The sequence below is a fragment of the Halorientalis sp. genome, from assembly GCF_028275115.1.
Taxonomy (GTDB): Archaea; Halobacteriota; Halobacteria; order Halobacteriales; family Haloarculaceae; genus Halorientalis.
The window spans coordinates 52,773-71,195 of sequence record NZ_JAQCNH010000097.1 but is presented as its reverse complement, the minus strand read 5'-3'; the positions used below and the strand labels follow the sequence as shown (position 1 = coordinate 71,195).

The 18,423-nt window shown below is 65.0% G+C and carries 18 protein-coding genes; 12 read left to right on the top strand and 6 right to left on the bottom strand.

The genetic code is table 11. From position 1 onward, the window contains the following. Nucleotides 1-119 precede the first annotated feature (119 nt). Together Q0964_RS13770 and Q0964_RS13765 are read left to right on the top strand one after the other, a co-directional pair. The gene (locus Q0964_RS13770) at nucleotides 120-377 is read left to right on the top strand and encodes a DUF7123 family protein (protein WP_299268654.1); all 258 of its coding nucleotides are present in this window, start codon (nucleotides 120-122) and stop codon (nucleotides 375-377) included. A gap of 123 nt (nucleotides 378-500) precedes the next feature. Further along, nucleotides 501-1,607 (top strand): site-2 protease family protein, encoded by a 1,107-nt coding sequence (locus tag Q0964_RS13765; protein WP_299268653.1) that lies wholly within the window; start codon nucleotides 501-503, stop codon nucleotides 1,605-1,607. Nucleotides 1,608-1,616: 9 nt separating this feature from the next. Here Q0964_RS13765 and thiL read toward each other — a convergent pair whose 3' ends face one another. Beyond that, nucleotides 1,617-2,495, bottom strand: a complete 879-nt coding sequence (gene thiL / locus Q0964_RS13760) for a thiamine-phosphate kinase (protein ID WP_299268651.1) — start codon at nucleotides 2,493-2,495, stop codon at nucleotides 1,617-1,619. An 87-nt stretch (nucleotides 2,496-2,582) separates the two neighbouring features. Here thiL and Q0964_RS13755 point away from each other — a divergent pair, with 87 nt between their 5' ends. The 5 genes from Q0964_RS13755 to Q0964_RS13735 all read left to right on the top strand — a co-directional run bounded on the left by Q0964_RS13755 (nucleotide 2,583) and on the right by Q0964_RS13735 (nucleotide 6,782). Continuing rightward, on the top strand, nucleotides 2,583-3,626 hold the full coding sequence (locus Q0964_RS13755; RefSeq protein ID WP_299268650.1) for a lysylphosphatidylglycerol synthase transmembrane domain-containing protein: 1,044 nt from the start codon (nucleotides 2,583-2,585) through the stop codon (nucleotides 3,624-3,626). 61 nt (nucleotides 3,627-3,687) lie between these two features. Further along, complete coding sequence (locus Q0964_RS13750) at nucleotides 3,688-4,149, top strand: 30S ribosomal protein S19e (RefSeq protein ID WP_299268648.1); 462 nt, start codon at nucleotides 3,688-3,690, stop codon at nucleotides 4,147-4,149. Nucleotides 4,150-4,399: 250 nt separating this feature from the next. Continuing rightward, on the top strand, nucleotides 4,400-4,750 hold the full coding sequence (locus tag Q0964_RS13745; protein WP_299268646.1) for a DNA-binding protein: 351 nt from the start codon (nucleotides 4,400-4,402) through the stop codon (nucleotides 4,748-4,750). Continuing rightward, a complete protein-coding gene (locus tag Q0964_RS13740) occupies nucleotides 4,751-5,350 on the top strand; it encodes a DUF7411 family protein (RefSeq protein WP_299268644.1) in 600 nt (199 codons plus the stop codon). It abuts the gene before it with no gap. Between the two features lie 169 nt (nucleotides 5,351-5,519). Further along, nucleotides 5,520-6,782: a HEAT repeat domain-containing protein gene (locus tag Q0964_RS13735; protein WP_299268643.1), complete on the top strand. Its 1,263-nt coding sequence runs from the start codon at nucleotides 5,520-5,522 to the stop codon at nucleotides 6,780-6,782. 9 nt (nucleotides 6,783-6,791) lie between these two features. Here Q0964_RS13735 and Q0964_RS13730 read toward each other — a convergent pair whose 3' ends face one another. Next, on the bottom strand, nucleotides 6,792-7,625 hold the full coding sequence (locus Q0964_RS13730) for a DUF7504 family protein (RefSeq protein WP_299268641.1): 834 nt from the start codon (nucleotides 7,623-7,625) through the stop codon (nucleotides 6,792-6,794). A 180-nt stretch (nucleotides 7,626-7,805) separates the two neighbouring features. Here Q0964_RS13730 and hisS point away from each other — a divergent pair, with 180 nt between their 5' ends. Continuing rightward, the gene (gene hisS, locus Q0964_RS13725) at nucleotides 7,806-9,107 is read left to right on the top strand and encodes a histidine--tRNA ligase (RefSeq protein WP_299268639.1); all 1,302 of its coding nucleotides are present in this window, start codon (nucleotides 7,806-7,808) and stop codon (nucleotides 9,105-9,107) included. Here the strand turns inward: hisS and Q0964_RS13720 are convergent. Next, nucleotides 9,104-9,871 (bottom strand): hypothetical protein, encoded by a 768-nt coding sequence (locus tag Q0964_RS13720; protein WP_299268637.1) that lies wholly within the window; start codon nucleotides 9,869-9,871, stop codon nucleotides 9,104-9,106. The genes hisS and Q0964_RS13720 overlap by 4 nt on opposite strands. A 224-nt stretch (nucleotides 9,872-10,095) precedes the next feature. On the opposite strand from Q0964_RS13720, the gene truA reads away from it, so the two are divergent. Then, nucleotides 10,096-10,938, top strand: coding sequence for a tRNA pseudouridine(38-40) synthase TruA (gene truA, locus Q0964_RS13715; protein ID WP_299268635.1), 843 nt, complete (start codon nucleotides 10,096-10,098; stop codon nucleotides 10,936-10,938). Between the two features lie 4 nt (nucleotides 10,939-10,942). Here truA and Q0964_RS13710 read toward each other — a convergent pair whose 3' ends face one another. Continuing rightward, nucleotides 10,943-12,286 carry a M28 family metallopeptidase gene (locus Q0964_RS13710; protein WP_299268633.1) on the bottom strand — a complete coding sequence of 448 codons (1,344 nt, stop codon included), beginning with the start codon at nucleotides 12,284-12,286 and terminating at the stop codon, nucleotides 10,943-10,945. Between the two features lie 107 nt (nucleotides 12,287-12,393). On the opposite strand from Q0964_RS13710, the gene pepF reads away from it, so the two are divergent. The 3 genes from pepF to Q0964_RS13695 all read left to right on the top strand — a co-directional run bounded on the left by pepF (nucleotide 12,394) and on the right by Q0964_RS13695 (nucleotide 16,962). Beyond that, the gene (gene pepF / locus Q0964_RS13705; RefSeq protein ID WP_299268631.1) at nucleotides 12,394-14,184 is read left to right on the top strand and encodes an oligoendopeptidase F; all 1,791 of its coding nucleotides are present in this window, start codon (nucleotides 12,394-12,396) and stop codon (nucleotides 14,182-14,184) included. A gap of 92 nt (nucleotides 14,185-14,276) precedes the next feature. Further along, nucleotides 14,277-15,497 (top strand): proteasome-activating nucleotidase Pan2, encoded by a 1,221-nt coding sequence (gene pan2, locus Q0964_RS13700; RefSeq protein ID WP_299268630.1) that lies wholly within the window; start codon nucleotides 14,277-14,279, stop codon nucleotides 15,495-15,497. 76 nt (nucleotides 15,498-15,573) lie between these two features. Then, nucleotides 15,574-16,962, top strand: a complete 1,389-nt coding sequence (locus Q0964_RS13695; protein ID WP_299268628.1) for a PAS domain-containing sensor histidine kinase — start codon at nucleotides 15,574-15,576, stop codon at nucleotides 16,960-16,962. Nucleotides 16,963-17,002: 40 nt separating this feature from the next. On the opposite strand, the gene hisH is transcribed toward Q0964_RS13695, so the two are convergent. Continuing rightward, entirely contained in the window at nucleotides 17,003-17,650 is a 648-nt protein-coding gene (hisH, locus tag Q0964_RS13690) for an imidazole glycerol phosphate synthase subunit HisH (protein WP_299268626.1), read from the bottom strand. Between the two features lie 139 nt (nucleotides 17,651-17,789). After that, nucleotides 17,790-18,374, bottom strand: coding sequence for a uracil-DNA glycosylase (locus Q0964_RS13685; protein WP_299268624.1), 585 nt, complete (start codon nucleotides 18,372-18,374; stop codon nucleotides 17,790-17,792). Nucleotides 18,375-18,423: the final 49 nt, after the last annotated feature.

Sequence of the window (18,423 nt, the reverse complement as noted above, 5' to 3'; positions counted from 1 at the left end):
CGTTTTACACCGATTTACGAGCGAACGAGCGCAAAGCGTCGCTAAAACCGCCGAAGTGATGCGAAGCGTCCTGGCTTTATATTTGGTCGTGGCTGGAAGGCTGGAGTGAGGTGTCAAAGATGAGCGCAACCACACAGCCCTCCGCGACGGACGACGAAGACGCCGCGAGCAAAGAAGAGCGGCTCAAGACTTTCCTCTCACAGAAGGCAGCGGACGGCGAACTGTACTTCAAGAGCAAGTTCATCGCGGACGAGGTCGGACTGTCGCCAAAGGAGATTGGCGCGCTGATGGTGAAGCTGAAAGACTCCGCCGGCGAACTGGAGATCGAGAAGTGGTCGTACACGAGCGCGACCACGTGGCGCATCGAATCGGCCTGACTGAACACTACGCCCGCCCGACGCCCCGCAGCAAGACCGACCGCCGGCCGTTCAACACCCCGCGAGCGACTGGCAGTGCGTCGACACGAGGTTTTTACAGTACTGACCCGTAACCACGTTACAATGGAGGCTGCCCGGACGCCGGGGGATGGCCCACCCATCGAGGAGTTCACGTCGGTGTTTCGCGTCCACGAAGTCCGAACCGACGGCGACAGACTCCTGTACGTCGGCCATCCGACCGTGCCCGCCGACGCCTTGGAAGGTGAAGTTCACCCCCTGTTTCGCGAATACGGGTACGAGATTTCGCTCCGGCGACACCAGTCGGCCGGCCCGACGGGGCCAGGGACCTATGCGCTGGTCGCCGAACCCCAGACAATCGGCGTCGACGGGATTCCCTGGACGAACGTCGCACTCGCACTCGCGACAGTGGTGACCACGCTGTTCATCGGTTCGCTGTGGTACCAGGGCAACGCCTTCGCCGACCCCGCGTCGGTACTCCGCGCGTGGCCGTTCACCGCCGCAGTCCTCGGCGTAATCGGGACTCACGAACTCGGCCACTACCTGTTGAGCCGCTACCACCGTGTGGACGCCAGCCTGCCCTACTTCATCCCGGTGCCCATCCCACCCTTCGGCACGATGGGCGCGGTCATCCGCATGAAAGGCCGCATTCCGGACCGGAAAGCCCTGTTCGACATCGGCGTCGCCGGCCCGCTCGCGGGGCTGGTCGCGACCGTCGTCGTCACCGTGATTGGGCTCCAGCTCCCACCAGTCACCAACCCCTTCGGCGTCCAGTTCAACCACCCCCTCCTGATCGAAGCCATCGCGACCGCGACCGGGCAGCAACTCGTCTACGAGAACCCGCGGCTGATATTCAATCCAGTCGTCTTCGGCGGCTGGCTCGGGGCCTTTCTGACTTTCCTGAACCTGCTTCCGGTGGGACAGCTCGACGGGGGCCACGTCGTCCGGGCGATGTTCGGCGAGCGAACCGAGACTCTCGGTGCCGCCGTCCCGGCCGCGTTGTTCGGACTCGGCGCGTTCCAGTTGCTCGCCCGGAGCGGCGAGGTGACGCTCGTCTGGTTCCTCTGGGGGACGCTCGCGCTGGGGTTGGCCTACGCCGGGCCGACGACACCGGTCAGCGACGAGAGCCTCGACCGCCGGCGGTTCGTGCTCGGCGTCGCCACCTTCCTGGTCGGCCTGGCCTGTTTTACCCCGGTGCCAGTGACAGCCTGAGCTGCCGGGTCACTCCGCGCCGTGGGTGTATCCGCGATTCGGGAGTGCCACGTCGTCGAGGGTGACCCCTCCGCCGTCGGTGGCGGCCCCGATTCGAGTGATCGGCACGCCACACACGTCCCGGAGCCCCGGCAGACTGTCGGGTTGGGCGGTGAACACCAGCTCGAAGTCCTCGCCGAAAAACACGCCGAGTTCGCGACGGTCGGTGGGGTCGTCGGTCACGTCGTCGACGTCGTCGTCGATTGGGAGCGGCGTCTCGACGGCAAAACCGCAGCCGCTGGCCTCGCCGAGCTGGTGGAGTGACCGGGCCAGGCCGTCGCTTGAGTCCATCATCGCCGTCGCCGAGGAGGAGATTGCCAGTCCGGGGACGACCCGGGGCGTAAACCGGAACAGGTCGTTGGCCCGTTCGTAGTCGCCCCGCTCGAACAGGCGGAGTGCGGCCCCGCTTCGGCCGAGCGTCCCCGTCACACAGAGGGCATCACCGGGGTCGGCACCGGAGCGCCGGACCGGGTCGGTCGTCCGCCCCAGAGCGGTGCTGGCGACGGTGAACTCCTCGTGACCGTCGAGGTCGCCGCCGACGTACTCGGCTTCGACGTGCGTGCAGACGTCCTGCGCACCGCGCACGAACGCCCGGAGTTCGTCGGGGTCGAAGGCAGGGGCAGCGTACGCTGCGACAGCGGCGGTCGCTTCGGCACCCATCGCGGCTACGTCGGACAACGACGCGGCGACAGCCCGCCAACCGGCGGTGTACCTGTTCGTGCCCGCGGGGAAGTCCGTCGTGTCGTGGAGCATGTCCGTCGTGAGGATCTGCTCGCCGACGACGGCCGCGTCGTCACCCGCGGCGGGGAGATTGTCGGTCAGCATCGCCAGAGCCGCCCGCTCGTCCATACCGAGCAATTGGACCCGTCGGTTAAGAAAACACCCCTCTCGGCCGGAGTCGGTGGGTTCAAGCGATAACCGTTCCACGGACGAGATATGGACGGGGAGCGTGGCGCGACGGCCCTCGGATTCGCCGCCGCTATCGTCGTCCTCGGCATCGTTTTTTGGGTCGCCGGCGTCGAGCAGATTCTCGACGCACTCGGGTCGGCTAGTGTGCCGGTCGCACTCCTCCTGATCCCGGTTGCTGTCTGTTGGCTCACCGCGTGGGGACTGGCTCTCCACACGGTTTTGCGGGCGCTGGACGCGTCAGTCGGCGTCCCGACTGCCGTGCTGGTGTTCGTCTCCGCGATGTTCGCGAACAACGTCACCCCGTTCGGACAGGCCGGCGGCGAACCGCTGTCGGCGCTTTTGATTTCGGAGTCGGCCGACACCGAGTACGAGACGGGACTGGCGGCTATCGCATCGGTCGACGCGGTCCACTTCCTCCCCTCCATCGGGCTGGCGACGCTTGGCCTGGTGTACATTGCCGTTCGGAACGTGACGCTGGGGCGAAACCTGCTGCTCGCCGCTGGGGCCGTGGCCGTCCTCGCGACGGCCGTGCCCCTCGTGGCCTTCTTCGGCTGGCGTTACCGGTACGAACTCGAAGCAGCCATCGTGCGGGTTCTCACGCCGGTCGTCCGCGGCCTCGGGAGTCTCATTCCAGGGAGGGACCCGATCGAGCCTGCGCTGATCGAACACCGGATCGAGGGCTTCTTCCAGGCTATCGACCGTGTCGCGGCCAGTCGCCGCACGGTGGTCGTGGCACTCGGGTTCTCTCTGGTGGGCTGGGTTTCGCTCTCCGTGGCGCTGTGGCTCGCCACGTACGCAGTCGGCGCCACCGTTCCTTTCGCCGCCGCGATGGTCGTCGTTCCGATCGGTTCGATCGCCGGCGTGACGCCGCTTCCAGGCGGACTCGGTGGGATCGAGGCGGCGTTCGCCACGCTCTTAGTCGCGACCGCCAGCATCGCGTGGCCGACCGCGGTCGCGGCCGTCGTGATCCATCGCGCCGCGACCTACTGGCTGTCGACTATCTCCGGCGGCGGTATCGCGGCCGCTATCTGGACACGGCGGAGCCGGAAACGGCGGGCGAACTCGGAGTGACGCCGCCGATGACGGGGCGCTAACGATGCGCTTTTATGACGCCACGCGGAACTGGACTACAATGACGACGCTCTACGACGTGCCCGCCGAAGACCTTATCGAGGCGGTCGCCGAGGAACTCGCCGACGAGGAGACGATCACAGAGCCCGACTGGGCCCGCTACACGAAGACCGGCACCGGTCGCGAACTCCCGCCGGAGCAGGAGGACTTCTGGCAACGTCGCGCAGCCAGTCTCCTGCGGAAGGTCGCCATCGACGGTCCCGTCGGCGTCGAACGCCTGCGCACCGAGTACGGCAGCTCGAAGCAGGGGTCGACTCGCTACCGGGTCCGGCCGCCGAACAGCACGGACGGCTCCGGCAAGGTCATTCGGACCGCGCTCCAGCAGCTCGAGGAGGCCGGCTACATCAGTATCGCAAAAGGAGAGGGCCGAAAAGTCGCTCCCGACGGTATGAGTCTGCTCGACGACACGGCCGGTGAGGTGCTGCGGGACCTCGACCGTCCAGAGCTCGAACGCTACGCCTGAGCCGATTTTCTCGGCTCGTCCTCGACGGCTAGCGGCGGTGCCGTGGCGGTTGCGGTAGCGGTGGCGGTGGCGGGGGGAACGAGCATCCGCCGCCTCCGGCGGCGGTTCACACCGCGCGACCGGAGGGAGCGCGGTGGGGTTTTTCGCCCACGTTTTTCCAAGGGGTGCGCGAACGAAGTAAGCGCACCCCCTGCAGTAAAAAGGTGGTCCGTTAGGGTTTTGCCGGTGAGAGGGCAAGTATCCTGTAGCTATGAGTGGCGAACCCGACGACGAGGAACTCGAACGGTTGCGACAGGAGAAAATGGAGAAACTGCGAGAACAACAACAGGGACAGGGCGGCGGCGAGCCCCAGGAAGCCCAGCGTCAGCAGGCCGAAGCCCAGAAGAAGGCGCTGTTGCGCCAGCACCTGACCGACGGGGCGCGCAAGCGGCTGAACACGGTCAAGATGTCCAAGCCCGAGTTCGGTGAGCAGGTCGAAAAGCAGGTCATCGCACTGGCCCGGAGCGGGCGCATCCAGGGGAAGATCGACGAGGAGAAGATGAAAGACCTCCTCTCGGAGTTGAAGCCCGACTCGAAGAGTTTCGATATCGAACGTCGGTAGATGGACGTCGGCGTCCTCTACAGCGGCGGCAAAGACTCCACGCTCGCCGCGCTCGTGTTGGACCCGTTCTACGAGGTCACGCTCGTGTCGGCGACGTTCGGAATCACCGACGCGGCCGACCACGCTCACGAGGCCGCCGACGCGGTAGGCTTTCCACTGAAAACTGTCGAACTCGACGATGCGGTGGCCCGCGAGGCCGCGGCGCGGATGGTCGAGGACGGCTTCCCGCGCAACGGCATCCAGCAGGTCCACGACCACGTCCTCGAAGTCGTTGCGGCGGAGTCGTTCAGTACGGTCGCGGACGGCACCCGCCGGGACGACCGCGTGCCGACCGTCTCGCGGGCCAAAGCCCAGAGCCTCGAAGACCGCCACGACGTGGACTACGTCGCGCCGCTGTCGGGCTTCGGGCGCGGGGCGGTCGACGACCTCGTGGACGCACAACTGGTCGTTGAGGAAGGGCCCAGCGAGGAGATTCCGAAAGCTGATTACGAGGTCGAACTCAGGGAACTGATCCGCCGGGAGTTCGAGGACGGAGCGGTCGAGGACGTGTTTCCGGCCCACGAACAGACGCGTGTGGTCGGGGCGCGGGATAGCGACTGAGCGGACGGGTTCCCGAGGTTCGATTAGCTCCCCGGTGTCCGCCGATTCGATAGTGCAAACCGATAGATATAGTATAATAGGCACATAATTGTGTGGTTACACGAGAGCCACAGACCGCGGGGCGACTACCGAAACATGTGGGCAGACAGTACAGGCCGGTGTTGTCGATATGATTGAAGAGAACTCTGGCAGGGATGCGACGTTTCTCTATGCGTTAGCCCGTGACGGGGAAACACACGAGATTGTTGCGTACCTCAAACAGAGCGATAAAGCTGTCATACGCCGCCGCTGTGCGGAGCTTTTGGGTGACCTCTCTGATGGGTCCGCACACGACGATGAGGTCGCAGTCCGTGGACTCATCGATGCTGTCCTCAAAGATGAGAACGATAGCGTCCGCGCACGTGCTATTGACGCTCTGTATCGGCACGGGGACGACGCGCTACGTCGGCTCATCAACCGAATCGGGGACGTCGATGTAGAGGACGTAGAGCAGTGGTCGCCGAGGAAGGTACTCACAGCGTGGCTCGATGCAGAGTATCCGGAGTTCCGCCTGGTAGCTGCACGGGCACTCGGCGATATTGGGGACGAACGCGCAGTGACACGATTGGTGGACACACTGACTGACCCTGCACCACGGGTTCGCGCGCAGGTCGCACGGTCGTGTAGCCAGATCGGCGACTCGCGGTGTGTGGACCCGCTCGCTGACCGTCTGGACGACCCGAACGTGACTGTCCAGCGAGCGGCAGCCAGCGCCTTAGGAGCAATCGGGACCACCGAAGCGCTAGAGCCACTTGTTCCGGTGACACAGGCTGATGACACCGAACTCCGCCGGATCGCTATCGAAGAGTTAGGTCAGTACGGGACACTTGATCCGATCGTCGTCCTCATACGGTGTCTTGACGACGACCCGGAGTCAGTCCGGCGGACGGCCATGCTATCCCTGTTCCAGTTGTTCGTCAACAGTTCGTCCGATCGAGAGCAGGCGATTCGCGCTACCGTTGTTGACCAGTTGGAACAGATCGATACCGAAGCCGTAGTCCCGCTGGTACGTGACATTATGGACGAAAGTCAACGATGGCGGATTCGTCGTAACGCGGCCTGGCTGCTGGGCGCTATAACTGACCCGGACAGCGACTATCGCGACACGGTCTACGACCGTCTGATAGCGGCACTCAATGACGAAGACCAGCGGACTGCACAGCTCGCCGCAGCAAGTCTGGCGGATCTACCGAGTAGCGAACTACAGAAACGACTCCAGATGTACGTTCATGATAATAAAAACGGGGGTGCCGCGGTCGAACGTGCGGAATACGTGCTGGAAGAGATCGGTGGTGCGACGGACAGAGAGCTCGTGACTAATTCTATCGATTACACGTATGTCCGAGACCCAGCCGACTATACGGAACACAGGCGCAGTGACGACGATGATTGACGAGCGGATTCAGCCCGCATCCGCGTCCACTACGAACCGTTGACCGTGGACGGTCATCGAAATGTCGAACAGACCATCGAACATATTGATCGTCGAGGCCGACTGTGTCTGAGGGTTGATAAAAAAGTGACATAACGCGCCAACGTTCTCGAGTCGGTTCATGAGAACGTGCAGGAATCGGAACACAGTCTTCATCTCGAACTTGTCGATGATCTCGGACATAATGTCGAACTCGAACGCGAGCCTGCTATTGGTGGTGTTCTGTTCGCTTACGACACGGGATATCGTTTCACCGAGGTCACGCAGTCCAAGCCGTTTGTCGAGTTGAATAATCTCCAGAGGAACGGTATCCAGATCGAGGTCGTCGACGCCTGCGAGTGGGTCCGGTTTCGTCGTGAGAACAATCGTCCAGGCTGGCCATTCGGACAGCCGCTCGTTCAGCAGCCGAAGTCGGGCAACAGGGGTAGTCGTCACGATCAGCAGGATATCACCTGGGGAAAGCAGATGAACTCGTGCATTATCTGCACCGGAACTATCCAACGGAGACTTGACCAGAACAGTACCGGTTCCGTTTATAGCCTCCGCAACATGAGATCCGGCCTCCATGAGCGGCTCGACGTGAGAAAAAAGGTGACTTTTGAACCGAGTGACGCCGTCCTCGGCATCGTGACTCTGCCCAGCTTGGTCACAGTACGGACACTCCCACCTCACCCGGAAGTCCTCTTTCGCGAGCTGCCCAGAGTAGTGTTCCATGAGGTGTGATTTGACCGTCTCAGCGGTAGCTGGTTCGTTCGGTGAAAAGACCGTGTATGAACACTGACGACACTGCCAGCGGTATACCATGTACTCCGTACTGTCTATTTGTTTTGCGTTTACATAGGTCTACCCCATTCGGCTTCTACTGATATTATAAACATATTGATTATAACGTTGTTCTCTGTAATAAAGAACGAGACCAGCGACGAGGGATAGCGAGCGCCGATAACGGACAGATTCAAGCGCGCGGTGGGCAAAGCGGGCCACATGTACGACGGCCTGAAGGGCTTTCGCGACTTCTACCACGCGGAGATGGGACCTCGACGAGAGGTCATCGACACGCTGGAGGCCACGGCGAAGCGGTACGGCTTCCGAGAGGTCGGTACTCCTGCGATGGAGCGCACCGAGATGTACGTCGACAAGAGCGGCGAGGAGATCGTCGAGGAGTTGTACGCCTTCGAGGACAAGGGCGGCCGCGAGGTCTCACTCACGCCCGAGTTGACGCCGACGGTCGCGCGGATGGTCGTGGCGAAACAACAGGAACTCTCGAAGCCGATCAAGTGGGTCTCGACGCGGCCGTTCTGGCGGTACGAGCAGGTCCAGCAGGGTCGATTTCGCGAGTTCTACCAGACCAACGTCGACGTCTTCGGCTCCGCAGAACCGGAGGCCGACGCCGAGGTACTCGCCTTCGCCGCCGACGCTCTGACGAATCTCGGCCTCACGGGCGAGGCGTTCGAGTTCCGCGTCTCTCACCGGGATATTCTGGGGGGACTTCTGGCGGCGTTCGACGCCGACGTGGACTCCCGCGAGGCCATCCGCGCCGTGGACAAGTCCGCGAAGATCGACGACGAGGAGTACCACGACCTCCTGATCGAAGCCGGCCTCTCCGCCGACCAGGCTACCGAGTTCGACGGCCTGCTCGATACGGACGCGGCGAATCTGGACGAACTGATCGAGTTCGCGGGCACCGACCGCGTCGAAGCTGCGGTGACGAACCTCCAGCGCGTACTGGACGTGGCCGCGGACTTCGGCGTGCGGGAGTACTGTACACTGTCGCTGGAGACTGCCCGTGGACTGGACTACTACACTGGCGTCGTCTTCGAGTGTTTCGACGCCACCGGTGAGGTTTCGCGGTCGGTATTCGGCGGCGGCCGCTATGACGACCTCATTGAGGGGTTCGGTGGTCAGCCAACGCCAGCGGTCGGGGTCGCCCCGGGCCTCGCACCGCTGTCCCTGCTGCTCCAGCGAGCGGACGTCTGGCCCGACGAAGGGTTCACGACGGACTACTACGTCCTGCAGGTCGGCGACACACGTGACGTGGCGGCTGGGATCACCCGCGAGTTGCGCGAGCGCGGCCACATCGTCGAGACCGATCTCTCGGGCCGAAGTTTCGGCGGGCAACTCGACTACGCGGACTCAATAAACGCCGAGACGGTCGTCATCGTCGGTGAGCAGGACCTCGAGGACGACGCGGTGACGGTCAAGGACATGGCCTCGGGCGACCAGCAACAGGTGCCGCTCGCGGAGTTCCCCGGGGACCGCGACCGGCCGACGTTCGAGGACTTCTAACCACCGAACAGCCCATCGTCGGACGAATCGTCGGTCGGCGTGTCGGTGTCGTCGTCCGGTATTCCGTCGTCCGTGCCGTCGATCAGGCTGTCCTCGTCGGTGACGTTCCCATCGAGGATGCCGCCGAGCGGGTCGTCGCTACCGTTTTCCTCGCCCTCGTCGGTGTCGTCACCTTCGCTGTCGCTCCCACCGAGCAGGTCGTCGGAGTCGGTCGGGTCGTCCTCGATCACCTCGTCGAGGTCCAGCGACCCGTTTCCATCACTCAGTTCCTCGAAGATGCCACCGAGCGTCGAGTCGTTCCCGCCGAACGGCCAGTCCGTCCGGTTAGCCGGGCCGACAGTTTCGTCGAGGTCCCCGAGCAGGTCCTCGTCGTCACCGTCGTCCACGCTCGCACTCGCGTTCGCGCTGGCCTCGCTCTCCGCACCGAACGGCAGGTCGATCACGATGTCGAAAGGCAGCAAGACCGTCCCGTCGGCACTCGCGTCGGCGGAGCCTTCGGCGGCGGTTTCACCGCGGTCCGACCGGGCGTCACCGTCGGCCGACGCACTGACAGCGGCGTCGATGGCCACTTCGGCCGGGCCGTTTCCGCCGCCGTCCGCATCGGCGCTAGCCGAAGCCGTTACGCCGACCTGGGCACCTGCTTCGGCCTCGCCGTCCGTCTCGTTCTCGGCGACCTGTGCGTCCGTGCTCGCGGCACCCGCGGGCACCGTCGCGGTGAGGACCACCGCGAGTGCCAGCAACAACGAACCAGTTCGGATATCCATCTACATTGCATCCGTAGTTCGTGGCCAGTGGTTCGTATAAAGGGGTGGCTCTGGCGGTGCGTTCCGCCGGATTGGTGCCGATTGCACCGAGTTTCGTGCCGTTGCGGTCGTGTGATTTCGCGGAGAGCCCCGGCCGAGCCGGTTTGAACGGTCGGAGCGGCTATATACGGAATGCGCCGACGGCCTCGCAAGCCTCATTCACCTGCCGACACGACAGTGGATGTATGCGCGCCTACCGGGTCGCGTACGACGGGCGGCGGTTCCACGGGTTCCAGCGCCAGCCGGACGTGTCGACCGTCTCCGACACGCTGGTGGCGGCGCTCCGGGACTTGGGCGTGCTGGAGGGCGGGGCCGACGTGCCGTCGGGATACGCGGCCGCGGGGCGAACCGACGCCGGTGTGTCAGCAGTGGCACAGACTGTAGCCTTCGCAGCTCCCGACTGGCTCGCGCCGCGCGTCTTCAACAGCGAACTCCCGCCGGACGTGCGTGTGTGGGCTGCCGCCGACGCGCCTGCCGGGTTCCACGCCACCCACGACGCGGCGAGCCGCGAGTACGTCTACCATCTCCACGCCCCGTCCGAGCGTTTCGACGACGAGCGCGCGGGCACCGCACTCGACGCGCTCTGTGGCGAACACGACTTCCACAACCTGACACCCGATGCGGACGACACGGTGAGGGACATCGAGGGGTCGCTCGGCCGGGACAGCGATTTTCTCGTGGTTCGCGTCCGGGCGGGCGGCTTCGCCCGTCAACTCGTCCGCCGGCTGGTCGCCCTCGTCGAGGCGGTCGCCAGTGCGGAGCGAGACGTCGGGGCCGTCGAACGGGTTCTCGCGCCCGAACCGCTACCGGGACCGGCAGGGGTGCCCGCCGCGCCGGCCGAACCGCTGGTGCTGGCCGACGTGACGTACCCCGGTCTGGAGTTCGAGCGAGACCCGGCGGCCGCGGCGAGCGTTCGCGAACTCTTCAGTGCGCGTCGGGCCAGGCACCGGACCAGGGCGAGGGTGGCCGACGCGCTGGTCACTGGTGTCGGTGACGTGGGCCAGAGGGACGAAACCGACGGATCGTGACCGGTCACCAGCCGTCGGGCCAGATTCCGGCGGCGACCATACCGGGTTCGGCGCCAGCCTCGACGAGTCGCTCGCGGACGGTCGCGGGTTCGACCCGGGGCGGCAGTTGGTCCTCGCGTGTGAGTGTCCTGACGAGCAGGGCGGTGACCATCGAGTGTTCACGGATCGTCCGCACGTCGGCTTTCTCGCGAGTATCGGCGCGGGTGTGGGTCCAGCCCCGCTCCCAGTGGCCTTCGTCGTCGGCCCGTTCGCTGTGGAGCTGTATCGCAGGCACCCCGCGACGGAGGAACGGCCAGTGGTCGCTGTAAGGGTGGGGTCGCTCGCTGACTTCGAGCGGGTGGCGCAGGTCGGCCGCGACCCTCCTCGCGAGTGCCGAGAGGTCGCCGCTGGTGTGGGTCAGCGCGCGGAGCCGGCGACTGCGGCCGACGCCGTCGCAGTTGACGACGGCGCGGAACCGCTCCGGGTCGAACTCGGCGGCCAGCGCCTCGCTCCCGAGCAAACCGAGCTCCTCGCTCCCGACGGCCGCGACTACGATCCGGGTTCCGAGACTGCTCTCGACGTGGCCGAGGATGCGGAGCGCGCCGAGTAGGACGGCGACGCCACAGCCGTTGTCCAGGGCCGCCTCGCCAACGTCGTGGCCGTCGAAGTGTGCGACCAGCAGAATCGACTCGTCCGTCTCGGGTCCCAGGTGGCCAACGACGTTGCGACTCGTCCCCGGGCAGGTGTCAGCGTCGACGGCGAGCGACACCGACGCACCGGCGGCCGCGTACTCCCGGAGCCAGTCGCCCGTCTCGGCGCTGACGCCGACGCCCGGAATGGCCGCGGCCTCGCCGAACCGGAGGGTACCGGTCGGCGGGAGCTGACCGGGTGTGTGGTTGGCGAAGACGAACGCCGCCGCGCCCGCGGCCGCGGCATGTCCCACCTTCTCCATACGGTGGATTCGTCGGTCGGCACCCGCCGGTGTGCCCGTACTCGCCAGCGCGACACGGCCCTCGCAGTCGGTATCGTCGATCTCCGCGGGCGTCCCGTGGCCCACGTCGACGAGCGACGCATCTATGTCGCCGGCCGGCGAGTACGGAAGCGCGACAGCCTCGAACGCGCGTTCGAGACCGCGGTCGGGAACCGTGACGACGAGGTCGGTCTGTCCGCGCATCCATCGAGTCATCTCGAAGTCGTGGGTCTCGACGTCGCGGACGCCCGCATCGCCGAGAGCGTCGGTGACCAGCTCAGCTGCCCGTCGCTCGCCTGGGTGGCCGCCTAACCGGTCGTCGAGTTCACAGAGCCTGGTGAGCAGGTCCCAGGGGGCGTCGTCGCGCCAGGCGTGGCCGAGGGCCCGGTCGATGTCCATGGTTCGGGTTCGGTTGGCACCCTCAAATGCCTACCGCGGTGTGGCCGGGACCGGCAGGCCCAGCCGCCGCGTAAAGGCTTACCTGACGTCCCCACCTAACGTGTCCAATGAGTTCGGTTCCCGAACGAAGCGACATCGACGAGGAACACAAGTGGAATCTGGCGGCACTCTACGCCGACGACGAGGCGTGGGAGGACGCCTTCGAGGCGGTCCAGGAGCGACTGGCCGATCTGGCAGCCTACGAAGGCCAGGTGACGGCGGACGCCGCGACCCTGCTGGACGTGCTGACGCTCCGCGAGGAGGTCATGCGGACCGTCTCGGATATTACCTCGTACGCACGGATGCGTCGCGACGAGGATACGACCGACAGCCACTATCAGGCGCTGTTGGCCCGCGCACAGTCGCTGTCCTCCGAGGCACAGAGCGCCGCCTCGTTCATCGAACCCGAGTTGCAGGCCCTCGACCGCGGCCAGATCGAGGCGATGGTCGACGAGGAGTCCGATCTAGCGGTCTACGGCCACTACTTCGACGACGTACTGCGGATGAAAGAACACACCCGCTCGGCCGAGATCGAGAACCTGCTGGCCGAACTCGGCGAGGTGACCGGCGCGCCCGGCGAGGTCTACAATACGCTGGCCAACGCAGACATGACGTTCCCAGCGGTCGAGACGCCCGAGGGCGAGCAAAAACGGATCACGCTCAACAACTTTACTACGCTCCAGAAGAACCCCGACCGGGCCTTCCGCCAGGACGTCTACGAACAGTTCTACGACGAGTGGGAGACGGTTCGTAATGCCGTCGGAACGGCGTACAAAAACAGCGTCAAGACCGACAGCAAACTGGCGACCGCGCGCAACTACGACACCGCCCGCGAGGCCGCACTCGACGGTCCCAACATCCCCGTCGAAGTGTACGACAACCTCGTCGACACGGTCCGGGAAAACCTGGATAGTCTGCACCGGCACGCCGAACTGAAGCGGGAGGCGATAGGGGCCGACGAGTTGCAGATGTGGGACCTCTACGTCCCGATGGTCGACGGAGAGAGCCCGGAGGTCACCTACGAGGCGGCCTGTGAGTACGTTACGGAGGCCGTCGCGCCGCTGGGCGAGGAGTACCAGTCCCGGCTCGCGGAGGGGCTGGAGTCGCGCTGGGTCGACGTGTACGAGACCGACGGCAAACAGTCCGGGGCCTACAGCGGCGGGACCTACGACTCCCAGCCGTACATCCTGATGAACTACCAGGACGACGTGTCCTCGATGTACACGCTGGCCCACGAGCTCGGGCACTCCCTCCATACGCAACTCACGAGCGAGGAACAGCCCTACGTCTACAGCGGCTACGAGATATTCGTCGCAGAGGTGGCCTCGACGGTCAACGAGACTCTGCTGACCCACCATCTGCTCGACACCGTCGACGACGAGCGGCTCCGCCGGCACGTTCTCAACGAGTACCTCGAACGGTTCCGGTCTACTCTCTACCGCCAGACCATGTTCGCCGAGTTCGAACACCGTGCCCACGAGCTCTCGGAGGCCGGCGAGGCGCTAACCCCCGACAGGCTGGACGAACTCTACCACGGACTGAAAGGCGACTACTACGAACCGGCCGAAATCGACGACCGAATCGCCCGCGAGTGGATGCGCATCCCCCACTTCTACCGGGCGTTCTACGTCTTCCAGTACGCGACGGGTATCAGTGCGGCCGTCGCACTGGTCGACACCATCCTCTCGGAGGGCGAGCCCGCAGCCACGCAGTACGTCGACTTCCTCCGGAAGGGGTCCCGGGAGTACCCCCTCGAACTACTCCAGGACGCCGGCGTCGACATGGCCTCGCCCGACCCCGTGGAGTCGGCCCTCGACGTCTACGATGACTACCTCGACGAGTTCGCGAACCTGACCTGATCACCGGGGAATCGACGGATCGGGTCACGGCGGGGGAGGTTAGCCGGGACCCAAAGGCCCTTTTACGAGCGCCCGTTAACACAGATAGTCAGATGTCCCGGAGTCCGTCGCTCCCGGACCGGCCGCGCCTGGATCTCGATCCGGAGATGTCTCCAGGAGAACGGCTGGATGCGTTGCGGGAGCACTTTACCAAGCTAGAACAAGTCAACAACGAACTATCGTCGCAACTGGACTCGGCCCAGGAGCGTCGTGAGGACCTCAGCGGCGAGGTCGATAGGCTGGAACGAGAGAACGAGACGCTAAAAACGTCGTCGCTGTACATCGCCACGGCCGAGGAGGTCACCGAGGACGGTGTCATCGTCAAACAGCACGGCAACAACCAGGAAGTGCTTACGGAGGTGTCGCCGAACCTTCGCGAAGGGCTGGAAGCTGGCGACAGGGTCGCTATCAACGATTCCTTTTCGGTGCAGGCACTTCTGGACGCCGAAACCGACGCCCGCGCCCAGGCGATGCAGGTCGACCACAGTCCCGACGTGCTGTACGACGACATCGGCGGCCTGGACGAACAGACTCGCGAGGTCCGCGAGGCCGTCGAGGAGCCGCTAGTCAACGCCGAGCAGTTCCGCGAAATCGGAATCGACCCGCCGAGCGGCGTGCTTCTGCACGGTCCGCCCGGCACCGGGAAGACGATGCTCGCCAAAGCGGTCGCCAACGAGACCGACGCCACCTTCATCAAGATGGCGGGCTCGGAACTCGTCCGGAAGTTCATCGGTGAGGGCGCACGGCTGGTCCGAGACCTGTTCGAGCTCGCCTCTGAGCGCGAGCCGGCCATCATCTTCATCGACGAAATCGACGCCATCGCGGCCAAGCGGACGGAGTCGAAAACGTCGGGCGACGCCGAGGTCCAGCGGACGATGATGCAGTTGCTCTCGGAGATGGACGGGTTCGAGGACCGCGGCGAAATCCGTATCATCGCAGCGACCAACCGCTTCGACATGCTCGACCGTGCGATTCTTCGCCCCGGCCGCTTCGACCGCCTCATCGAAGTGCCGGAACCCGATGCAGAGGGCCGCGAGCGAATCCTGGAGATTCACACGTCGGAACTCAACCTCGCCGAGGACCTCGACCTAGCTTCGATCGCCGCCGAGACGGAGGGCTTCAGCGGGGCTGAACTCGCTAGTCTCACCACCGAGGCCGGTATGTTCGCCATCCGAGACAGCCGGACGGAGGTCCGTATGACGGACTTCGAGGACGCCCGCGAGAAAGTCACCGACGAGGACAACGCCGAGACGGGTCCGATCGCGTTCTACTGACCGCAGTTCTCCTGCGGACCCGAGCGAGCCGATTCCCGCCACCACTTTTTTTTTCTTCGGCAGTCAGTATAGGATGATGGAGTGGCCCGCTTCGGCGGAGGTGCTACTCAACCACGCCCGGAACAAGATTGTCGTTCTCGACGAGGCAGGGACGTTCCGGTATCTGAACCGGGCGACGACAGACATTATCGGATACGACCCCGCGGTCCTCCTGGGTGAGAGCGTCTTCGAGTACGTCCACCCCGACGACCGCGAGCGCGTCCGTTCACGGTTCGAGCGAGTCGTCGCCAGAGGAGCGGACGAGAGGGCCATCGAGTACAGACACCGGACCAGCGACGGCTCCTACACGTGGCTGGAAAGCCGAATCAGCGAGCTCACTGGCCCAGAAACGGACGGGTATATCGTGAGCTCGCGGGACATCGCCGAACGGGTCCGGGCCGAGCGCGAGCGCGACGAGACCGCCGAGCGCCTCGGGGAGATCGCTGCCAAGGCCGACGACGTGCTGTGGATGTTCTCGGCGGACTGGTCCGAGTTGCTCTTTATCAACGCGGCCTACGAGCCGATCTACGGGCAGTCGGCCGATACGATCCGTGCGGACGCCCGGAAATTCCTCGACGCGATCCATCCCGACGACCGCCCGGCAGTCCGCGACGCCATGGCGCAACTCTCGGCCGGCGAGTCGGTCGACATCGGGTACCGCGTCAACCCACGACAGGACTACAGCCGCTGGGCCTGGGTGCAGGCAGAACCGATCTACGAGCGGGGCGAGGTCGTTCGAATCGTCGGGTTCACGCGCGACGTGACCGACCGCAGACGCCGGGAGCGACAGTTGCGCGTCATCGACACGATGCTTCGACACAACCTCCGCAACGACCTCAACACTGTCATCGGGCACGCCGAGTACATCGCCGAACACCCGGAGGACGAGCCTCCGGCGCACGCAGCCGCGGTCTACCGCACCGCCAGAGAGTTACTCCACAAGGCCGAGAAGCAGCGCCGGACCATCGAATTGCTCACTGGTCCCGTCACGCCGTGTCGCATGGACGTGACGGCGGCCGTCGAGGACGCCGTGTCGACGGTCAAAGACCGCTACCCTAATGCCGACGTGGAGACCGACCTCCCGTCGTCGCTGAACGTCTGCGCCATCGGCGAGGTCAAGACTGCGATCAGAGAACTGCTCGGCAACGCCGCGAAGCACGCCGACGGGTCGTCGGCGTGGATGCACGTCGACGCGACACGGGCCGACGGTCGCTGCATCGTCGAAATCGAGGACACCTGTCCCCCGATCCCGGAGTACGAGTATCGCGTTCTGACCGGCGAAGAGGAGATGGATAGCGTCACCCACACGAGTGGGCTCGGCCTCTGGCTCGTCTACTGGATCGTCGACCTCTCCGACGGCAGCATCAGTTTCCAGACGAACGAGGACGGCAACGTCGTCACGGTCTCACTGCCACTCGCACAGTAAAAAACCGGATGCTCGCTACGCTCGCATCCGGTAGGGCCGACTATCGCTCCGCACAGATTGCCACGAAGTTCCGCAGAATCCGCAACCCTGTCTCCCCGGATTTCTCCGGGTGGAACTGCGTCCCGAAGACCGTCCCGCTCTCGTCGGCGATGATGCTCGGGAAGTCAAGGCCGTAGTCGGTCGTGGTGACGACCGCTTCGTCGGTCTCCGGTTCGGCGTAGTAAGAGTGGACGAAGTAAGCGTGGTCGCCGTCGATTCCGTCGACCAGCGGGTGGGCCCGCTGCACGTCCAGTTCGTTCCAGCCCATGTGCGGAACCTTCTGGTCGCCGTGGAACCGCCTGTTGGTGCCCGGAATCAGGTCTAACCCTTCGGCCTCGCCTTGACCGGCGTGGTCGGCCTCTTCGCTGGTCGTGAGGAGCATCTGCATCCCGAGACAGATGCCAAAGAGAGGGATTCCATCGTCGGCAGCGTCGGCCAAAGCGTCGCGGAACGGGCCGGCGTTCTCCATCCCCTCGCTGAACGCGCCGACGCCCGGGAGGACGATGCCATCGGCGCGGTCGACGGCGCCTGGTTCCTCGATCAGGTCGACTGTCGCGCCCGCGCGCTCCAGCCCACGGGTTACACTTCGGAGGTTCCCAAGCCCGTAGTCGACGACGACCACCTCGGCGGCCGTCTGGGTCGTACTCATGTCCGATGATTGGCGAGTCCGGGTCAAATCAGTTCCGTTCCAACCAACCACCGCGAGACCGGAGCTCGGCAGAGCTTCGGTCTCCCGGCGTTCCCGTGAGAGAAACCGAGCGGGGACGCGGGACGAGGCCCCACGAGTATCAGAACGAGCCGAGCGTCGACTGGCCGCCCGACCCCATCAGGTCCGCGGCCCGCTGGATTGTCGACTCGAAGGTCTCTTTCTGACTCCGGTCGTACAGCGTCGCCGCCGGGTGGACCGAGACCATGACGGGTCGAGTCTCACCGGCGATGTCACAGTCGAACGTGTCGCCGGCCTCGCCGGTCACCCCGACGTCACGTCCCAGCAGGTGTTCGCTCGGCACTTTCCCGAGGGTGACGATTACCGTCGGCTCGACGGCGTCGATCTCCCGTTCGAGATACTCGCGGCAGTTGTCGAGTTCCCCGGTTCGGGGGTCGCGGTTCTCCGGCGGCCGACAGCGCACGCAGTTGGTGATCCGCACGTCGGCCCGCGCGAGTCCGGCAGCCTGGAGCGCGTCGTCCAGCACTGTGCCGCTCCGGCCGACGAACGGCTCGCCTCGTTCGTCCTCGTTTTTGCCTGGCCCCTCACCCACGAACAGCAGGTCCGCGTCCGCCGGACCGACGCCGTTGACGATCCGGCTGCGACAGTCCGCGAGGTCGGGACAGCGCGTACATTCGGTAACGTCGAGACGCTCCATCTCGCCCATGCAGTCGCTCCGGCGGGCGGGCACAAAAGTGAGTCGCCTGCACCAGCCC

What these genes read in the sequence shown, in the direction of transcription:
- Q0964_RS13770 (WP_299268654.1), top strand. Translation starts at nt 120, where the DNA reads ATGAGCGCAACCACACAGCCCTCCGCGACGGACGACGAAGACGCCGCG.
- Q0964_RS13765 (WP_299268653.1), top strand. Translation starts at nt 501, where the DNA reads ATGGAGGCTGCCCGGACGCCGGGGGATGGCCCACCCATCGAGGAGTTC.
- thiL (WP_299268651.1), bottom strand. Translation starts at nt 2,495, where the DNA reads ATGGACGAGCGGGCGGCTCTGGCGATGCTGACCGACAATCTCCCCGCC.
- Q0964_RS13755 (WP_299268650.1), top strand. Translation starts at nt 2,583, where the DNA reads ATGGACGGGGAGCGTGGCGCGACGGCCCTCGGATTCGCCGCCGCTATC.
- Q0964_RS13750 (WP_299268648.1), top strand. Translation starts at nt 3,688, where the DNA reads ATGACGACGCTCTACGACGTGCCCGCCGAAGACCTTATCGAGGCGGTC.
- Q0964_RS13745 (WP_299268646.1), top strand. Translation starts at nt 4,400, where the DNA reads ATGAGTGGCGAACCCGACGACGAGGAACTCGAACGGTTGCGACAGGAG.
- Q0964_RS13740 (WP_299268644.1), top strand. Translation starts at nt 4,751, where the DNA reads ATGGACGTCGGCGTCCTCTACAGCGGCGGCAAAGACTCCACGCTCGCC.
- Q0964_RS13735 (WP_299268643.1), top strand. Translation starts at nt 5,520, where the DNA reads ATGATTGAAGAGAACTCTGGCAGGGATGCGACGTTTCTCTATGCGTTA.
- Q0964_RS13730 (WP_299268641.1), bottom strand. Translation starts at nt 7,625, where the DNA reads ATGGTATACCGCTGGCAGTGTCGTCAGTGTTCATACACGGTCTTTTCA.
- hisS (WP_299268639.1), top strand. Translation starts at nt 7,806, where the DNA reads ATGTACGACGGCCTGAAGGGCTTTCGCGACTTCTACCACGCGGAGATG.
- Q0964_RS13720 (WP_299268637.1), bottom strand. Translation starts at nt 9,871, where the DNA reads ATGGATATCCGAACTGGTTCGTTGTTGCTGGCACTCGCGGTGGTCCTC.
- truA (WP_299268635.1), top strand. Translation starts at nt 10,096, where the DNA reads ATGCGCGCCTACCGGGTCGCGTACGACGGGCGGCGGTTCCACGGGTTC.
- Q0964_RS13710 (WP_299268633.1), bottom strand. Translation starts at nt 12,286, where the DNA reads ATGGACATCGACCGGGCCCTCGGCCACGCCTGGCGCGACGACGCCCCC.
- pepF (WP_299268631.1), top strand. Translation starts at nt 12,394, where the DNA reads ATGAGTTCGGTTCCCGAACGAAGCGACATCGACGAGGAACACAAGTGG.
- pan2 (WP_299268630.1), top strand. Translation starts at nt 14,277, where the DNA reads ATGTCCCGGAGTCCGTCGCTCCCGGACCGGCCGCGCCTGGATCTCGAT.
- Q0964_RS13695 (WP_299268628.1), top strand. Translation starts at nt 15,574, where the DNA reads ATGGAGTGGCCCGCTTCGGCGGAGGTGCTACTCAACCACGCCCGGAAC.
- hisH (WP_299268626.1), bottom strand. Translation starts at nt 17,650, where the DNA reads ATGAGTACGACCCAGACGGCCGCCGAGGTGGTCGTCGTCGACTACGGG.
- Q0964_RS13685 (WP_299268624.1), bottom strand. Translation starts at nt 18,374, where the DNA reads ATGGGCGAGATGGAGCGTCTCGACGTTACCGAATGTACGCGCTGTCCC.